The following is a 16,538-nucleotide window of genomic DNA, read 5'->3' on the forward strand; positions in this document are numbered from 1 at the left end:
GTGTCAAAATATATAATTGGTAAATGTTACATCAGTAGACAATTAAATTTTTACTAAAGAAAAGAGGAATTATCATGGACGATGTGGTAAGGCTATCAGAAAGCTCAAAATATAAATGGATTTTTGACTTGGTTGACGTATCACATAAATTTATTATGCTTAAAAATTTTGAAGGGGAAGTAATTTATATTAACAACGTTCTTTTAAGATTGTTAGGATTTAATCATGACGATATAGGTGAAAATTATGATTTCTTTTTTAAAAATTTCTTTCTTAATGATGCTAAAAAAGTTGAAGAGAATATTTATGATGTTACTTTAAATTCCAGGTATGGATTTACATTGAGATTTAAAATGGTGGATAATTTTTTAAATTCGGATGATGGCAACAGAATTTGCATAATTTCAACACTTAATTTTGTAAGAAGTGAGTTTAATTCTGTGGGCGATATAAATGCTTATTTGGATTTGCTGTACAACAGATTTAGGATTATTGACATGGTTGACACAGGAATTATCTTAATTGATAAGAGAAAGCATATAGAGTACGTAAATAAAGCTGCCTGTAATCTTATGAATGTAGACTATAAAAAAATTTTTCACAAGGACATAGTGAAATTATTAAAGTCATTAGATGAAAGTATAGAATTTGATGAAATAATGAGTAAAAAAATTGTGGTGTACAATATAAAGAACAGTGGCCGATTTTTGTCGATAGAGGTAGCTGACACGTACGATGATAAGTTTTTTTGCTTGGTTATAAAAGATGTGACAGAGAAACTGAGATTTGGAGAGATTATAGAAAAAAGCGAAAAATTCAATTTGATGGGAGCACTTGCAGTATCTCTTATTCACGAAATAAAAAATTCTATTACGTCTATAAAAGGTTTTTTACAGCTTATGCAACTAAAAGATAAAAGTGACCCAGCGTATTTTGATACGATAATCAGCGAGTCGGATAGGATAATAGATTTAGTTATGAGTTATTTAGGCGTTATGAGAAACAGCTCAGATGAGGATGAAACTGATTTGAATGATTTAATAGAAAAATACATGGTGTTAATAGAAGCGGAGGCTAGACAGAGGCAAATAGAAATAATAAAAAAACTAAATGAAGTACCTGTGGTAAAAATAGACAACAATCAATTAAAGCAAATTCTTTTAAATGTTTTTCAAAATGCGTTTCAAGCCATAGGAATTGGCGGTAAAATATGTTTGACAACGAGATTTAATTCTTATAAAAATAAGGTTATAATAAAGATAGCAGATAACGGCTGTGGAATAGATAGAGAAAATTTGAAAAAAGTCGCGATGCCACTTTTTACAACGAAAAAGGATGGTACAGGGTTGGGGCTGTCTATTTGCAAAAATATTTTAAGTAAATACGGCGGAGATCTAAAGATTTTGAGCAAAAAAGGTGTTGGAACGATTGTGAATATTTACTTAGAGCTTAAAAAATAGTGACTGGGGGTATTCGTTTGAAAACAGACATTGAAATTGCACAAGAAGCTAAAATGATGCATATAGCTGACATTGGAGAAAAGATAGGAATAGAAGAAGATTATCTGGAGCTTTATGGAAATTACAAGGCAAAAATATCACAAAAATTATGGGACAAAGTGAAGAACAATAAAGATGGAAAACTGATTTTGGTTACTTCAATTAATCCTACACCGGCAGGTGAGGGTAAATCCACTGTTACTGTAGGGCTAGGACAAGCTTTAAATCGCCTTAAAAAGAAAGTTGTTATAGCCTTGAGGGAACCGTCCTTAGGTCCTTGTATGGGGATAAAAGGCGGTGCTGCTGGTGGTGGGTATTCGCAAGTTGTTCCGATGGAAGATATAAATCTCCATTTTACAGGTGACATGCATGCTATAGGATCAGCACATAATTTGTTATCTGCTATGATTGACAATCATATACATCAAGGAAATGAGCTTAACATTGATGTAAGGCGTATAACATGGAAAAGAGCTATTGACATGAACGATAGAGCACTGAGAGAGATCGTGGTAGGGCTTGGAGGTAAGACAAATGGTTTCCCAAGACAGGATGGTTTTATAATAACTGTTGCATCTGAAATTATGGCTATTTTGTGTCTCGCTACAGATTTCAAGGATTTAAAAGCAAGATTAGGCAGGATAATAATTGGATATGACATAGACGGAAATCCTGTTACAGCAAAGGATTTGAAGGCTGATGGCGCTATGGCGCTTTTACTTAAAGATGCTATAAAGCCAAATTTGGTACAGACATTAGAAAATGTGCCTGCATTGATACATGGAGGCCCGTTTGCAAATATTGCCCACGGATGCAATAGCATCATAGCTACAAAATATGGTTTAAAGCTTGCAGATTATCTTGTGACGGAAGCTGGATTTGGTGCAGACTTAGGAGCAGAAAAGTTTTTTGATATTAAATGCAGATATGGAGGATTAAAACCCAGTGCTGCTGTCGTCGTGGCGACTATAAGGGCTCTTAAGATGCACGGTGGTCTTAAGAAAGAAGAGCTTGCAACCGAAAACATGGATGCACTAGAAAAAGGCATAGAGAACCTTGCAAAACAGATAGAAAATGTGCAGAAATATGGAATACCAGTAGTCGTTGCTATTAACAAGTTCATGAACGATACAGACAGGGAAATCCAGTTTGTAAAAAGATATTGTGGCGATTTAGGCGTAGATGTGGCATTAGCAGATGTATGGGGAAAAGGCGGCGAAGGTGGCATCGAACTTGCAGAAAAGGTAATTGATGCATGTGAAAAAGAGTTTGATTTTAAGCCTCTCTATGAACTTGACATGCCTATAAAAGATAAGATAAAGACAATCGCAAAAGAAATATACGGTGCAGATGATGTGGAATTCACAAAAGAAGCTATTAAAGACCTCAAAAATATAGAAAAAATGGGACTTAGCCATCTTCCTGTGTGCATAGCCAAGACTCAATATTCCTTGTCTGACGATCCAAAGCTTTTAGGTAGGCCTAAGGGATTTAACATTACTGTAAAAAGATTAAACATTTCTGCTGGAGCTGGATTTATCGTAGTCATGACTGGTGATATTTTGACAATGCCTGGACTTCCAAAATCACCTGCAGCAGAGAAGATGGATATCGATGAGGAGGGTAAAATAACCGGTTTATTTTAATATGAAAAGTGAAATCCTGAAAATTGATAATCTAAGTGAAGCTAAAAATGAGTTGAAGAAGCTGAATATTGAAGATGTGTCTGTGGCAATAATGGCTTCTAAGGCAGTATTTTGTGTCATAAAGCTAAAGGATGTTCATCCGGCGGCAGCAAACATTATAAAACAGGAAATGCTTGCATTAGGCGGTGAAGCGGCTGTAGAGAGAGGCTGTATAAATATGAGCATTGAAAAGTCTCAGGTAGTAATAATGGGGACTTTAAAACAATATTTAAAGCTTTTGTCAAAATTAAAGATGCAAAAGGGATATTTTGAACTTGATATAGTTATAAAAGAGATATCTGAGAAGATTGAACCTCTTCTAAATTAATATATAAATCTAAAAGATTTTAAGATTCAATTGACAAGCAAAAATTAAGCGGATTTAAGAGAAAATCTCTTTTATCCGCTTTTAAATATTTTTTCATGCTTTTTATCTGAATTTACAAAATGGATATTTATTATTAGGTCATAATATGATATATTAGAAGTTAGTAACATACAAAGGAGGTAAATAAATGTCGATGGATGACAGAGTTGAAGACCTTCTTAAGAGAAGGGAGTCAATTTATGAAGGCGGTGGTGCAGATAGAGTAGAGAAACAGCATCAAAAGGGAAAGCTTACCGCAAGGGAAAGAATAGAAAAACTTTTGGATGAAGATAGTTTTGTGGAGATAGATGCATTTGTCCAACATAGATGTATTGACTTTGGAATGGAAAAGCAGAGAATACCTGGTGAAGGTGTTGTAACTGGGTATGGTACAATAGATGGAAGGCTTGTTTACGTTTATGCACAGGACTTTACAGTCCTTGGAGGGTCACTAGGCGAATATCATGCAAAGAAAATCACGAAAATCATGGATATGGCAGTAAAGATGGGAGCACCACTTATTGGTTTAAATGATTCTGGCGGGGCCAGGATACAAGAAGGTGTCGATGCCCTATCGGGGTATGGAAATATATTTTTTAGAAATACACTGGCATCTGGTGTCATACCGCAGATATCTGTAATTATGGGGCCCAGCGCTGGTGGAGCTGTTTACTCACCTGCTTTGACAGATTTCATATTTATGGTGGATAAGACTAGTCAGATGTTTATAACGGGACCGCAGGTTATAAAAGCTGTAACCGGTGAAGATGTGTCTGCTGAAGAACTTGGTGGTTCTATTACACACAGCACAAAAAGCGGTGTAGCTCATTTTAGAGCAGCAAATGACGAAGAATGTTTAGAAATGGTTAGAAAGCTTTTAAGCTATCTGCCGTCAAATAATCTTGAGGATCCTCCGCAGTATATGATAAATGATGATATAAACAGACTGTCCGATAGGCTTATGGAAATAATTCCTGACAATCCTAACAAGCCGTATGATATGAAAGAAATTATTTCAGAAATTGTAGATGATGGTATATATTTAGAGTCACAGTCTATGTACGCAGAAAACATTATAACAGCATTTGCGAGGCTTAATGGAAGGACAATCGGCATAATAGCAAATCAGCCTAAAGTTTTGGCTGGATGTCTAGACATAAATGCGTCTGATAAGGCATCTAGGTTTATAAGATTTTGCGATGCTTTCAACATACCATTATTAAATATAGTGGATGTTCCGGGGTTTTTGCCTGGCACAAACCAAGAGTACGGCGGCATCATAAGGCATGGAGCAAAGATGCTTTATGCGTATTCTGAAGCGACAGTGCCGAAAGTAACACTTATAGTCAGAAAGGCATACGGTGGAGCATATCTTGCCATGTGCAGCAAAGACTTAGGCGCTGATTTTGTTTTGGCGTGGCCTACTGCTGAAATTGCAGTAATGGGACCTGACGGAGCAGCCAACATAGTATTTAAAAATGAGATAAAATCATCTGATGATCCAGTTGCTGCAAGAAATGAGAAGATAAAAGAATACAGAGAAAACTTTGCAAATCCCTACAGGGCTGCAGCAAGAGGTTATGTAGATGATGTAATACTACCTAGTGAAACCAGGCCTCGTCTCATTTCTGCCTTTGACATGCTTATGAGCAAAAGAGAGTCGAGGCCAAGCAAAAAACACGGTAATTTTCCAGTTTAAATTAGTTATATATTGTTGGAATGGGAAGTGAAAATATGGAAGAGATAAATGAAGAAATAGTTGCTGTTATAGAGGCTGCGATTTATGCGGCATTTGGCAATTCTGCTTCAAAATTCCGCATTAAAACAATAAAAAGAGTCAGTTCTGATATGCCTGAATGGCGTAAAGCTGGTCTTTATAGTCAGATGAAGTAAGCAAGGAGGATACACAAAATGAAAAAATTTATAGTTACCGTTAATGGTAAGAAATACGATGTAGAAGTAGAAGAAGTAAAAGCCGATGTCATAAGTGAGAAAAAAACAGTAGAAGAAAGTGCTGTTAAAAATGAGGTAAAAGTAAGTGGAGGCAATACGCCAGTTGAAATAAAGAATGAAGCTAAAGACGGTGCTCCAATTAATGCACCTATGCCGGGAACTATACTAGATGTCAAAGTAAGCCAAGGGCAGACTGTTAGAAAAGGTGATGTGCTTTTAATACTAGAAGCAATGAAGATGGAAAATGAAATCACATCACCTTATGACGGCACAGTTACATCGATAAATGTTTCAAAAGGTGCTTCTGTAAATACAGGCGATGTACTTTTATACTTAAAATGATATGGCGCTTGATATACATGCGTTTTTTTGGTAGAATTATTTTGCCGGCATCTCGTGAGCTGGACTATAATTTATTTAAAATATTTCGACCGGTATCCTGAATGGAACTGGATTGGAGGTGGAAAATGTGACATCAAAATTAACTGTAAGGCAGATTACTGTTGCTGGCATGCTATCGGCTATATCTATAGTAATGGCTACAACGCCACTGGGATATATACCTTTAGGGATAGCCAATGCCACGACAATGCATATACCTACTATAATAGGTTCTATACTGGAAGGGCCTTACGTAGGGACTTTTATAGGATTTATTTTTGGCGTATCAAGCTTTATAAGGCAAAATACCCCGCTTTTTGCTGACCCAATAATCGCTATATTGCCAAGACTTTTAATAGGCATTGTGGCATATTACGTTTATAAAATTTCAAAAAGCGAAGGCATTGCAGCTATTGCAGGTACTCTTACAAATACAGTTGGTGTATTGGGGTTAGCTGTCATTAAGAAATACTTAACTATACAAGTTGCATTGTTGATTGTACTTAAAAATACGATATTTGAAGTCATTATAGCAGTGATTTTGACTACGGTTATAGTTAAATCTGTAAAAAAATATATCAAGTAAAAAAGCAGGCGTATTGCCTGCTTTAACAATAAATTGAAAGGAATGTATTTGAATGCTGCTTGTCTTTGATGTAGGAAATACGAACATCGTATTAGGTGTGTACGAGGGAAAGAAGCTTTTATATTCATTTAGGATCGCCACAGACAAGACAAAGACGTCAGATGAATATGGAATATTGATAAAACAGCTTATTGAGTACAGAAATATGCGTTTAAGCGATATAAATGCAGCAATAATATCGTCTGTTGTGCCTCCTATAATGCACACACTTGAAGCAATGACTATAAAATATTTCAATGTATATCCTATAATAGTAGGTCCCGGCATAAAGACAGGAATAAACATAAAATACGATAATCCGAAGGAAGTTGGTGCAGATAGAATTGTAAATGCTGTTGCAGCATATGAATTGTATGGCGGACCGGTGATAATAATTGATTTTGGTACAGCGACAACATTTTGTGCCGTTTCAAAAAACTGTGAGTATTTAGGTGGTGCTATTGCACCAGGATTAATCATATCGGCAGATGCACTGTTCCAAAGAACAGCAAAACTTCCTAAAATAGAGCTTGTAAAACCTGAAAAAGTCATATGTAAAAATACTGTTGAAAGTATGCAGTCAGGATTGATCTACGGCCATGCAGGCATGGTGGATTACATCGTGAATAAGATGAAAAAGGAATTTGCTGTGAACGCCTATGTCGTGGCAACGGGTGGTCTTGCAAAACTGATTGCACAAGAATCAAAAGTTATAGATACTGTAAATGACATGTTGACTTTGGAAGGACTGAGAATAATATACGAGCGAAACATAGAAAAGGTGTGATTATCTTTTTTGCTGGACATTTGTTTTTTTGTCCAGCTTTCTTAATTTTGCAACAAGAAATATAAATAAAGGCAAAATAACCTCGAAAATCACCGTCTCGTAAACGAATTTATCTTTTAAGAAATTGTATAATTCATCTATATTTGTAGATACAAATATAGACATAGGAACTATTATTGATGCAATTGGAAGTACAGAAAATCTATAATCATCAAAATTAAATATATCAGAAAATCCCTTTACAATTATATACAAAAATATCGTTATTTTCATGAATATCCCTTCTATCCATACAGCCATTATCATTGAATCAAGCCTAGCAAAGTAATTGCTAAGTCTTATAGTACGAGTCATTTCTAATGCAGTAAATTTAAAGTCTGCAGTAGTCTTAGAGCCAAAAATGCCTATTGCAAGTACGCCAAGCATAAGTGCAAAAGATATAAAGACAAGAGATATTATGCCGCTTTTTAAGACTTTTTTGCTATCAGATACGTGAGGAAAAATGGCTAATATTATTATGCTTTCAAGCATCCATGATATCAGCGGTAGAGATCCTTTTATGGGTGGCAGCAATCCATTTGCTAAGATAGGAAGGAAATTTTCAAGTTTCACATAAGGCATTGAGAAAAAAATAACGAATCCTAAAAGTCCCATGCCGAAAGGAAATACAATTTCATTCATTCTGGCAATTGCAATAAACCCTTTTGTGACAGCGTATGATGCTACAACCATCAAAGAGAATGAAAATACTATAGGCGGTGTTTTAGACATAAATGCGCTTCGCATGATTTCATAAAGTTCTCTAATCATTATTGCGGTTAAATGAATAAAAAATAGAAGATAGAAAAATGCGATTATTTTCCCCAGAATTTTACCGAATATGTCTTCCAAAAAAGAAAATACAGTTTTGTCTTTAAACATATTGGATATGCCGTAGTAAAGGCAAAATACAGGTATGCTGAATCCTGCGGCTAATATTACCGATACCCATGAATCTTGTTCAGCTTTTGATGCAACAATAGATGGCAAAAAAATCGTAGCTGTAGATAGTACAACTGATATTATTATGTATATAAATTGTTTTGGGGAGATTTTTTTTTCTGTTGTTGCTTCAAAACTCAATAAATTTCTGAACATATTCTACTCCTTTATAACTTTATATAAAATATTATTTGTTTTAATCATTTATTATATTCCACATGCGTTTTTGGAATAATAAATTTGGAGGTGCATTGTATGGACAGATCACATTTAATTGAATACTATAAAGACATGAATTTATACGATGATATAGACAAAAATTTAGAAGTATTAAAGACTCTTTTAAAGCAAAACAGTGATATCATATTTAGAGAATTTAGGATAGGCGAAAAAAAGGTAAAAGCCTTTTTAATATGTGTAGATGGACTTGTTGATAAGGCATTAATTAATAACAGCATAATAGAGCCTATTACATTGGAAACTAGAAAACTAAACGGAAATCCTTTAAACAAAAAAAGCGTCTATGAATCACTTTTAAATTACTTCATCACAACGGCAGACATCAAAGAGGAAGAGAAGTTTGGGAACGTCGTAGAAAGGATTTTAGACGGCGATACGCCTGTTTTTGTTGATGGTGTCGATAAATCTATCGTAATAAGTACTAAAGGATGGGAACAAAGGAGTATTGCTGAATCAACGACAGAGGCTGTTGTAAGAGGGCCTAAAGAGGCGTTTGTAGAGACGCTTAGGGTTAATACGTCAATGCTTAGAAGGAGGATAAAAAATCCGAATTTTGTAATAGAAAGTTTAAAAATTGGGAAGTATACAAAAACAGACGTTGCAATAGCTTACATTAAAGATGTGGCAAAAGACGAAGTCGTTGAGGAAGTTAAAAAGAGGCTTAACAAAATAGATATTGATGGGATTATTGACAGCGGATATCTAGAAGAGATGATAGAGGACAATCCATTTTCACCATTTCCTCAGATAGAACATTCAGAGCGGCCTGATAAAATTGCAGCAGAGCTTTTGGAGGGGAGAGTGGCTATCATATCAGATGGTTCTCCTGAAGTTCTTGTAGTGCCGACAATTTTCGTTCAATTTTTTCAGTCAGCAGAGGACTACTATGAGAGGTACTATATATCGACGCTGTTCAGGATTCTCAGACTTGCAGCGATGCTTATGTCTCTTACGCTGCCATCGATCTATGTAGCTGCTGTGACGTATCATCAAGAGATGATACCGTCTCCACTTGCGATTTCTATTGCTGCACAAAGGGAAGGAGTGCCGTTTACTACTCTTATGGAGGCATTTTTGATGGAGTTTTTCTTTGAAATACTGAGAGAAGCAGGAATAAGGCTCCCGATGCAGGTAGGCCAAGCTGTAAGTATTGTGGGTGCTTTAGTCATTGGTCAAGCGGCAGTGCAGGCAGGATTAGTATCTGCTGCAACGGTAATCGTAGTGGCACTAACAGGTATAGCATCATTTTCAATACCTGCATTTAATATAGCAATAACATTTAGGCTTTTGAGGTTTGCTATGCTGATTGTTGGAGGTACACTCGGCTTTTTTGGCATTATTATGGCACTTATGATGATACTGGCACATTTAGCATCATTGGAATCTTTTGGTGTTCCTTATCTTTCACCTCTTGCACCTAGCAATACGAGAGAACTTAATGATGTATTTATAAGGATACCATGGTGGGCAAAGATATTTAGACCTCATAAAGTAGCAGGCCAAAATGTCAAGAGGCAAAATTATTCAAGAAGTTAATCACTAACCTCAAATTTTTGGGGAGGCATTGCTTATGAAAAAAGTTTTGTCATTATTGATAATATTGTCACTGCTTCTTACAGGATGTTGGGATAAGAGAGAGATAAACGAGCTTTCATTTGTACAGGGTATAGGCATGGATATAGATAAAGACAAAATGTGCAACATTACTGTCCAAGTTTTGAAGCCAGCCAATTTAGCAACAAGTTCAGGAGGCGGTGGAGGAGGTGCTGCAGCAGGAAAACCATATGAAGTATATAGCTCTAGAGGAGTTGATTTTGCAAAAGCGTTTGCAAATTTTAATACAGAGCTTTCAAGGACGCTTTTTCTTCAGCACAATGAAATAATTTTTATAGGAGAAAACCTTGCAAGATCTGGCATATACAGTATGCTGGATTTCATCACGAGGAATCCTGAGTTTAGGAGGACATCGTATTTGGTGGTTGTTACAGGTGGTACACTTGATGACCTTATGAAGTTGTCAAAAAACGTTGAGAAGTACCCATATAAGGAAATTTTAGGTATGATTCAAAATCAGAGAAATACATCGTCAGGTTATGTCTGTGACGTAAACCATTTTGTTGAGACACTTGAGACAGAGGAAGTGCAGCCTATAGTTGGAAGGCTGGAAATTGTAAAAAAGGATGGTAAACCACAGCATGCAAGGTTTGTAGGTGCTGCTGCATTTAAAAACGACAAGATGGTTGGATTTTTATCAGAAGAGCAGACGAAAGGAATAATGTGGATGGATAACTTCATTAAGAATACATCACTTGTCATCGATAAAGGACCTAAAGGTGATAAAACACATATTACATTTACAGTCATAAAAGCAAAGTCCAGCATTATACCGAAAGTTAACGGTGATGATGTTTCTTTCGATGTAAAAATCAATTTTGAATCAAATATGACTGAGCAAGATGCTATGTACAATCTTACAGAGCTTAAGATGATAAAAAGTCTTGAAGACCTACAGGAGCAGAAAGTCAAAAGTGAAATTGAAGATGCACTAAATGCAATACAAAAGAAGTATAAAGTTGACTCCATAGGATTTGGACAGAAACTTCAAGAAAAATATCCTAAAGTGTGGGAGAAGATAAAGGATAGATGGAATGAAATTTATCCAAATGTAAAAGTCAATGTAAGCGTGAAAGCTTCCCTAAAGAGGTCAGGACTTACATCAAAGCCTATTCAACCGAGGTAATGAGAGGGTTAATTATGTTAAATGCATTAGGAGTTACGATTATATTTTTAATAATAATATTCATTGAAGTACCTGGGCTTATAAAGAAGAAAAAAATAAAAGAAGTTGTAGCATTTTTTATACTTGTTGCAATCGGATACACACTTAATTTGCTTGTAGCTTTTGATATAAAAATCACCGCGACTAATAAGATAATTGAAATGCTTATAAAGCCAATAGAAAAAATATGGGGTAAATGAAGACTTTTCTTCATTTATCTTAAAATCATCTTGAAATATATGCCAGTAAGTAGTAGAATTATAATTAGTATGAGCACAAATTGTGCACATAAAGGATGGTTAAGATGGATTTTGTAAAGATCGGAGAAAAGATTATAAACACTAAAAAGCTTCACAACATCATAGACAAAATGATTGAAATGAGAGTAAACGGCTTTTCGCAGCAGGAGACAGCATCAAAGTTTAAAGTTGATAGAAGTTTTATATCAAGACTGGAAAATATAGGTGAGGTGAGAAAAGGCGGCAACATTGCAGTAATAGGATTTCCAATTAAAAATAAGAATGAAATTGAAAAATTGTTAAAAGACTACGGGATCGACTTTATTTTGCTTTTATCTGAAAAAGAGCGTCTTGGAATTGCAGATAAGATGACAGGTGCAGAACTATTTAACATGGTTATGGATGTAATCGCAAAGGTACAGTCTTATGATACGATAATATTCCTCGGCTCTGATAAAAGGACAAATTTGATGGAAGCCATATTTGACAAAGAAGTGATATGTGTCAATATAGGGCATTCACCTCTTACAGAGGATGTCTACGTAAAGCCAGAGCTGATTTCTGACATTTTAAATACCTTAAGGAGATGATTCAGTGAAAAGAGTAGTCAGTGTAAGCATAGGCTCATCTACAAGGAATAACAGAGTGGAGACGGAGATATTAGGGGAAAAGTTTATAATCGAAAGAATTGGCACAGATGGCGATATGAAGAAGGCAATAGATCTTATAAAAGAGCTTGATGGAAAAGTTGACGCTTTTGGCATGGGCGGTATAGACCTTTATCTATATGCTGGTGAGAGAAGATATGTCATAAAAGATGCAGTTCCGCTTAAAAATGCTGCTAAAAAATCACCTATTGTAGACGGCTCTGGACTTAAGAATACACTTGAGAGGAGGGTAATAAAATACATACATGACAAAAACATCGTTGACATAAGAGGTAAAAAAGTCCTCATAGTAAGTGCTATGGATAGGTTTGGCATGACACAGACATTTCATGAATATGGTGCTGACTTGACTCTTGGAGATATTATATTTGCTTTAGGATTGCCAATCCCGCTTCATTCTTTAAAACTTCTTTACGGTTTAGCAGCGATTATAGCCCCTATAATAGTCAAAATGCCGTTTGAGATGTTGTATCCAACTGGCGATAAGCAGCTTTCGATAGACAGCAGAAAATATGAAAAATTTTATAAAGAAGCTGACATAATAGCAGGCGACTACTTGTTTGTCAAAAAGTACATGCCTGACGATCTAAAAGATAAAATAATCGTGACAAACACAGTAACAAAAGATGACGTAAAGATGCTTAAAGATAGAGGTGTGAAGCTCCTTATCACAACGACGCCAAATCTCAACGGAAGATCATTTGGCACCAATGTAATGGAGGCTGTACTTGTATCCCTATCTGGCAAAAATCCGTCTGAAATGAAACCAGAGGATTACAACATGCTTCTTGATAGGATTGGCTTTGAGCCAAGAGTAGAATATTTAAACGGTGAAAAAGCCTCAGTAGAAAAGTAAATATTTTGTTGAAAGGATGATTAATATGCACAAGTTCGCTTTTATAATACATCCAATTGAATATGAAGATGTCAGTAGAAAATTTAAGATTATGAACAAATTGCCTAGAAAGTTTGTAGAGGGATTTACAAAAATGCTGCCACCACTTAAGGTCTCTGAAATAACAGGTGTAAAAAGCAAGTACGCTGAGACAGAAGGCTATTTTGTAGCAGTACCGCTTATTTCTAATCAAATGATGAGCCTTCCTGAAGACTACGTCATGAAAAAAATTATAAAGGCAGGTAAGATAGCAGAAAATTTAGGAGCTGAAATTGTAGGGTTAGGTGCTTTGACGTCTGTTGTTGGTGATGCGGGAATTACAGTCGCAAAAAACCTTAATATTGCTGTAACGACAGGCAACAGCTACACAATTGCTACAGCAATAGAGGGCACGAAAAAGGCTGCTGAACTTATGGGGAAAGATATAAGGGATTCAGAGGTTGTGGTCATAGGTGCTACAGGTTCTATAGGGAAAGTGTGTGCTGAGATACTTTCCAGAGAAGCCAAGTACATGACATTGGTGGCGAGAAATAAGCAAAAGTTGGAGGATTTTAGCAAATATCTTTTAGAAAAGACAGGTATGGCTGCAAGAGTCACATCTGACGTAAAAGACGCATTAAAGACAGCAGACATAGTTGTGACAGTTACAAGTGCTGTTGATACCGTCATAAGACCTGAATACTTAAAACCTGGGGCAGTTGTTTGTGATGTGGCAAGGCCTAGAGATGTATCAAAGGAAGTTGCTGATGCAAGAGACGATGTTTTAGTCATCGAAGGTGGTGTTGTAGAAGTGCCGGGTGATGTAGATTTCCACTTCAATTTTGGATTTCCGCCAAAGACTAGCTATGCCTGTATGGCAGAGACTATGATACTTGCAATGGAAGGTAGAATAGAAAACTACTCATTAGGGAGAGATTTGACTGTTGAACAGGTAGATACAATTTCAAAATTGGCTAAAAAGCATGGTTTTAAACTGGGAGGATTTAGAAGCTTTGAAAGAGCTGTATCAGAGGAAACTATAGAAAATGTCAGAAAGAATGCTGCAAGGCGATTAAAAGGAAATAGATTTAGCACTGTATAGTACTTGACTTTATTTGTAAACTGTTTTATAATATTCCACATGAAAATATAGACACAAGCACTGCATAAAGCAGTGCTTGTGTATTAATATTATCATAAATGATACGGCTTAAACATAGAATAAAATACAAAATTGTTATAAAGGAGATTGGCAATATGGGTAAGCAAGTGATTTTAACTTATGATGGTTTAAAAAAATTAGAAGAGGAGTTAGACTATCTTAAGTCTGTAAAACGACCTGAAGTGGCGGAAAAGATAAAACAGGCTCGTGCATTTGGAGACTTAAGCGAAAATTCTGAATACGATGAGGCGAAAAATGAGCAGGCGTTTATTGAGGGAAGGATAGCTACAATAGAGGCCATGCTTAGAAATGCTCAAGTCATCGATGAAGAGGATATCGCTATCGACAAAGTAAGCGTAGGCTGCACTGTAAAAGTTTATGATGAGGATTTTAAAGAAGAAGCAGAATATACAATAGTAGGTTCTACTGAAGCAGATCCTATGAACAACAAGATATCTGATGAATCACCTATAGGTAAGGCACTTTTAGGTAAAAAAGTGGGAGATACAGTCAGTGTAGAAGTGCCAGCAGGCATAATAAAACTCAAAGTTTTAGAAATACACAAATAAAATTGGAGGAGTATTATGGCGAATACGAATGATGTAAATAACGGTGAAAATCTCAATGAACTTCTTAAGATAAGAAGAAATAAGTTGGACGAGCTTAGAAGCTTAGGCATTGAGCCTTATGGCATTGACAAGTTTGAAAGGACTAATATGACATCAGAAATAAAGAATGACTATGATAGTTTTGAAGGCAAGACAGTTACTATCGCTGGCCGCATAATGTCCAAAAGGGGCCATGGGAAGGCTTCATTTGCTGACATACAGGATAGAGATGGAAGAATACAGCTTTACTTTAAGATGGATGTTTTGGGTGAAAAGAATTACGAAATATTTAAGATACTTGATATCGGTGACATCATAGGTGTGACAGGTGAAGTGTTTAAGTCAAAGACAGGTGAAGTGACAATAAGGGTTCAGGATTTTAAGCTTCTTTCTAAGTCACTACAAATACTCCCGGATAAATGGCATGGGCTTAAAGATCCTGATTTAAGATACAGGCAAAGGTATGTGGACCTCATTATAAATCCAACTGTAAAGGAAACTTTTATCAAAAGGACTGCAATCATAAAAGCTATTAGAGAATTTTTAGATAGTAGAGGATTTATCGAAGTAGAGACACCAATACTTCATACAATAGCAGGCGGTGCTGCAGCAAGGCCTTTTATTACACATCACAATGCTCTTGATATAGACATGTACTTGAGGATAGCTCTTGAACTTCATTTAAAGAGGCTTATCGTTGGCGGACTGGAAAAAGTGTACGAGATGGGCAGAGTGTTTAGAAATGAAGGCATGGATATAAGGCATAATCCAGAGTTTACCCTTTTGGAATTGTATGAGGCATACACTGATTATCATGGTATGATGGACATAACTGAAAATCTATTTGCTTATGTAGCAGAAAAGGTAAATGGCAGTAAAAAAATAATATACCAAGGGACTGAGATAGATCTGACGCCACCATGGAGAAGGCTTACTATGATTGATGCCATAAAAGAATTCCTTGATATCGATTTTGACAAAGTATCGTCTGATGAAGAAGCGGTAGAAATTGCCAAAAGACATCACCTGGAAGTCAATGAAGGGATGAAAAAGGGAGATATAATAGCTCTTGTATTTGATGAGCTTTGCGAAAGCCACCTTATCCAGCCTACATTCATAATAGATTATCCTGTTGAGATATCGCCATTGGCCAAGAGAAAACACGACAATCCAGCACTTACATCAAGATTTGAGGCTTTTATATACGGCAGGGAAATCGCAAACGCATTTTCAGAATTAAATGACCCAATTGACCAAAAGGAGAGGTTTATAGAGCAGCTTAAGCAGAGAGAAGCGGGGAATGATGAAGCCCATATGATGGATGAGGATTTCATAAATGCCTTAGAAGTTGGTATGCCTCCCACCGGTGGATTAGGCATTGGAATTGACAGGCTTATAATGTTTATGACTGATGCGTATTCTATAAGGGATGTCATACTATTCCCTACTATGAAGCCAAAATCAGATCAAGATGAAACAAAAGGCGATGATGAATAAAACATGCTTAAAATAGAAACGGTTCATGAGAGCCGTTTTTATTTTTAAATTAATTTGCAAACAAATATTCGTGTAGCTTAGGAAGCAGTCGTATTAAACTTAGTGTATAATTTTAGTAGGCGGTAAAAAATAGAAAAAGGAAGGTATCCAAAAAATACCTTCCATTCACATGAATCATCCGCTATAATGTTTA

Annotated in this window: 17 protein-coding genes; 16 read left to right on the forward strand and 1 reads right to left on the reverse strand. The window is 35.9% G+C overall.

Annotation, left to right across the window (positions count from 1 at the left end):
• Positions 1–74 precede the first annotated feature (74 nt).
• The 8 genes from J2Z80_RS07725 to J2Z80_RS07760 all read left to right on the forward strand — a co-directional run bounded on the left by J2Z80_RS07725 (position 75) and on the right by J2Z80_RS07760 (position 7,297).
• Positions 75–1,460 carry an ATP-binding protein gene (locus J2Z80_RS07725; protein ID WP_209453864.1) on the forward strand — a complete coding sequence of 462 codons (1,386 nt, stop codon included), beginning with the start codon at positions 75–77 and terminating at the stop codon, positions 1,458–1,460.
• Between the two features lie 17 nt (positions 1,461–1,477).
• Positions 1,478–3,145, forward strand: a complete 1,668-nt coding sequence (locus J2Z80_RS07730; RefSeq protein WP_209453865.1) for a formate--tetrahydrofolate ligase — start codon at positions 1,478–1,480, stop codon at positions 3,143–3,145.
• A gap of 1 nt (position 3,146) precedes the next feature.
• The gene (locus J2Z80_RS07735; protein ID WP_209453866.1) at positions 3,147–3,512 is read left to right on the forward strand and encodes a hypothetical protein; all 366 of its coding nucleotides are present in this window, start codon (positions 3,147–3,149) and stop codon (positions 3,510–3,512) included.
• 187 nt (positions 3,513–3,699) lie between these two features.
• A complete protein-coding gene (locus J2Z80_RS07740; protein WP_209453867.1) occupies positions 3,700–5,250 on the forward strand; it encodes an acyl-CoA carboxylase subunit beta in 1,551 nt (516 codons plus the stop codon).
• A gap of 35 nt (positions 5,251–5,285) precedes the next feature.
• Positions 5,286–5,444 carry a hypothetical protein gene (locus tag J2Z80_RS07745; protein WP_209453868.1) on the forward strand — a complete coding sequence of 53 codons (159 nt, stop codon included), beginning with the start codon at positions 5,286–5,288 and terminating at the stop codon, positions 5,442–5,444.
• An 18-nt stretch (positions 5,445–5,462) separates the two neighbouring features.
• Positions 5,463–5,846: a biotin/lipoyl-containing protein gene (locus tag J2Z80_RS07750; RefSeq protein ID WP_209453869.1), complete on the forward strand. Its 384-nt coding sequence runs from the start codon at positions 5,463–5,465 to the stop codon at positions 5,844–5,846.
• A 127-nt stretch (positions 5,847–5,973) separates the two neighbouring features.
• Complete coding sequence (locus J2Z80_RS07755) at positions 5,974–6,471, forward strand: ECF transporter S component (protein ID WP_209453870.1); 498 nt, start codon at positions 5,974–5,976, stop codon at positions 6,469–6,471.
• Between the two features lie 52 nt (positions 6,472–6,523).
• Positions 6,524–7,297, forward strand: a complete 774-nt coding sequence (locus J2Z80_RS07760; protein WP_209453871.1) for a type III pantothenate kinase — start codon at positions 6,524–6,526, stop codon at positions 7,295–7,297.
• Here the strand turns inward: J2Z80_RS07760 and J2Z80_RS07765 are convergent, their stop codons facing one another.
• Positions 7,298–8,434, reverse strand: a complete 1,137-nt coding sequence (locus J2Z80_RS07765; RefSeq protein ID WP_209453872.1) for a GerAB/ArcD/ProY family transporter — start codon at positions 8,432–8,434, stop codon at positions 7,298–7,300.
• A 99-nt stretch (positions 8,435–8,533) separates the two neighbouring features.
• Between J2Z80_RS07765 and J2Z80_RS07770 the strand changes: the two genes are divergently transcribed.
• From J2Z80_RS07770 to lysS, 8 genes are all read left to right on the forward strand, one after another.
• Entirely contained in the window at positions 8,534–10,054 is a 1,521-nt protein-coding gene (locus J2Z80_RS07770; protein WP_209453873.1) for a spore germination protein, read from the forward strand.
• Between the two features lie 34 nt (positions 10,055–10,088).
• Positions 10,089–11,258, forward strand: a complete 1,170-nt coding sequence (locus tag J2Z80_RS07775) for a Ger(x)C family spore germination protein (RefSeq protein ID WP_209453874.1) — start codon at positions 10,089–10,091, stop codon at positions 11,256–11,258.
• A gap of 14 nt (positions 11,259–11,272) precedes the next feature.
• Positions 11,273–11,497, forward strand: coding sequence for a hypothetical protein (locus tag J2Z80_RS07780; protein WP_209453875.1), 225 nt, complete (start codon positions 11,273–11,275; stop codon positions 11,495–11,497).
• 104 nt (positions 11,498–11,601) lie between these two features.
• The gene (locus tag J2Z80_RS07785; protein ID WP_209453876.1) at positions 11,602–12,126 is read left to right on the forward strand and encodes a transcriptional regulator; all 525 of its coding nucleotides are present in this window, start codon (positions 11,602–11,604) and stop codon (positions 12,124–12,126) included.
• A gap of 4 nt (positions 12,127–12,130) precedes the next feature.
• The gene (locus J2Z80_RS07790; RefSeq protein WP_209453877.1) at positions 12,131–13,060 is read left to right on the forward strand and encodes a DUF8754 domain-containing protein; all 930 of its coding nucleotides are present in this window, start codon (positions 12,131–12,133) and stop codon (positions 13,058–13,060) included.
• 25 nt (positions 13,061–13,085) lie between these two features.
• The gene (locus J2Z80_RS07795; protein ID WP_209453878.1) at positions 13,086–14,180 is read left to right on the forward strand and encodes an NAD(P)H-binding protein; all 1,095 of its coding nucleotides are present in this window, start codon (positions 13,086–13,088) and stop codon (positions 14,178–14,180) included.
• Positions 14,181–14,335: 155 nt separating this feature from the next.
• A complete protein-coding gene (gene greA / locus J2Z80_RS07800) occupies positions 14,336–14,809 on the forward strand; it encodes a transcription elongation factor GreA (protein ID WP_085112748.1) in 474 nt (157 codons plus the stop codon).
• Between the two features lie 15 nt (positions 14,810–14,824).
• Entirely contained in the window at positions 14,825–16,345 is a 1,521-nt protein-coding gene (gene lysS / locus J2Z80_RS07805) for a lysine--tRNA ligase (RefSeq protein ID WP_209453879.1), read from the forward strand.
• The last annotated feature ends 193 nt before the right edge of the window (positions 16,346–16,538 follow it).

The sequence above is a fragment of the Thermoanaerobacterium butyriciformans genome (assembly GCF_017874545.1).
Taxonomy (GTDB): domain Bacteria; phylum Bacillota; class Thermoanaerobacteria; order Thermoanaerobacterales; family Thermoanaerobacteraceae; genus Thermoanaerobacterium; species Thermoanaerobacterium butyriciformans.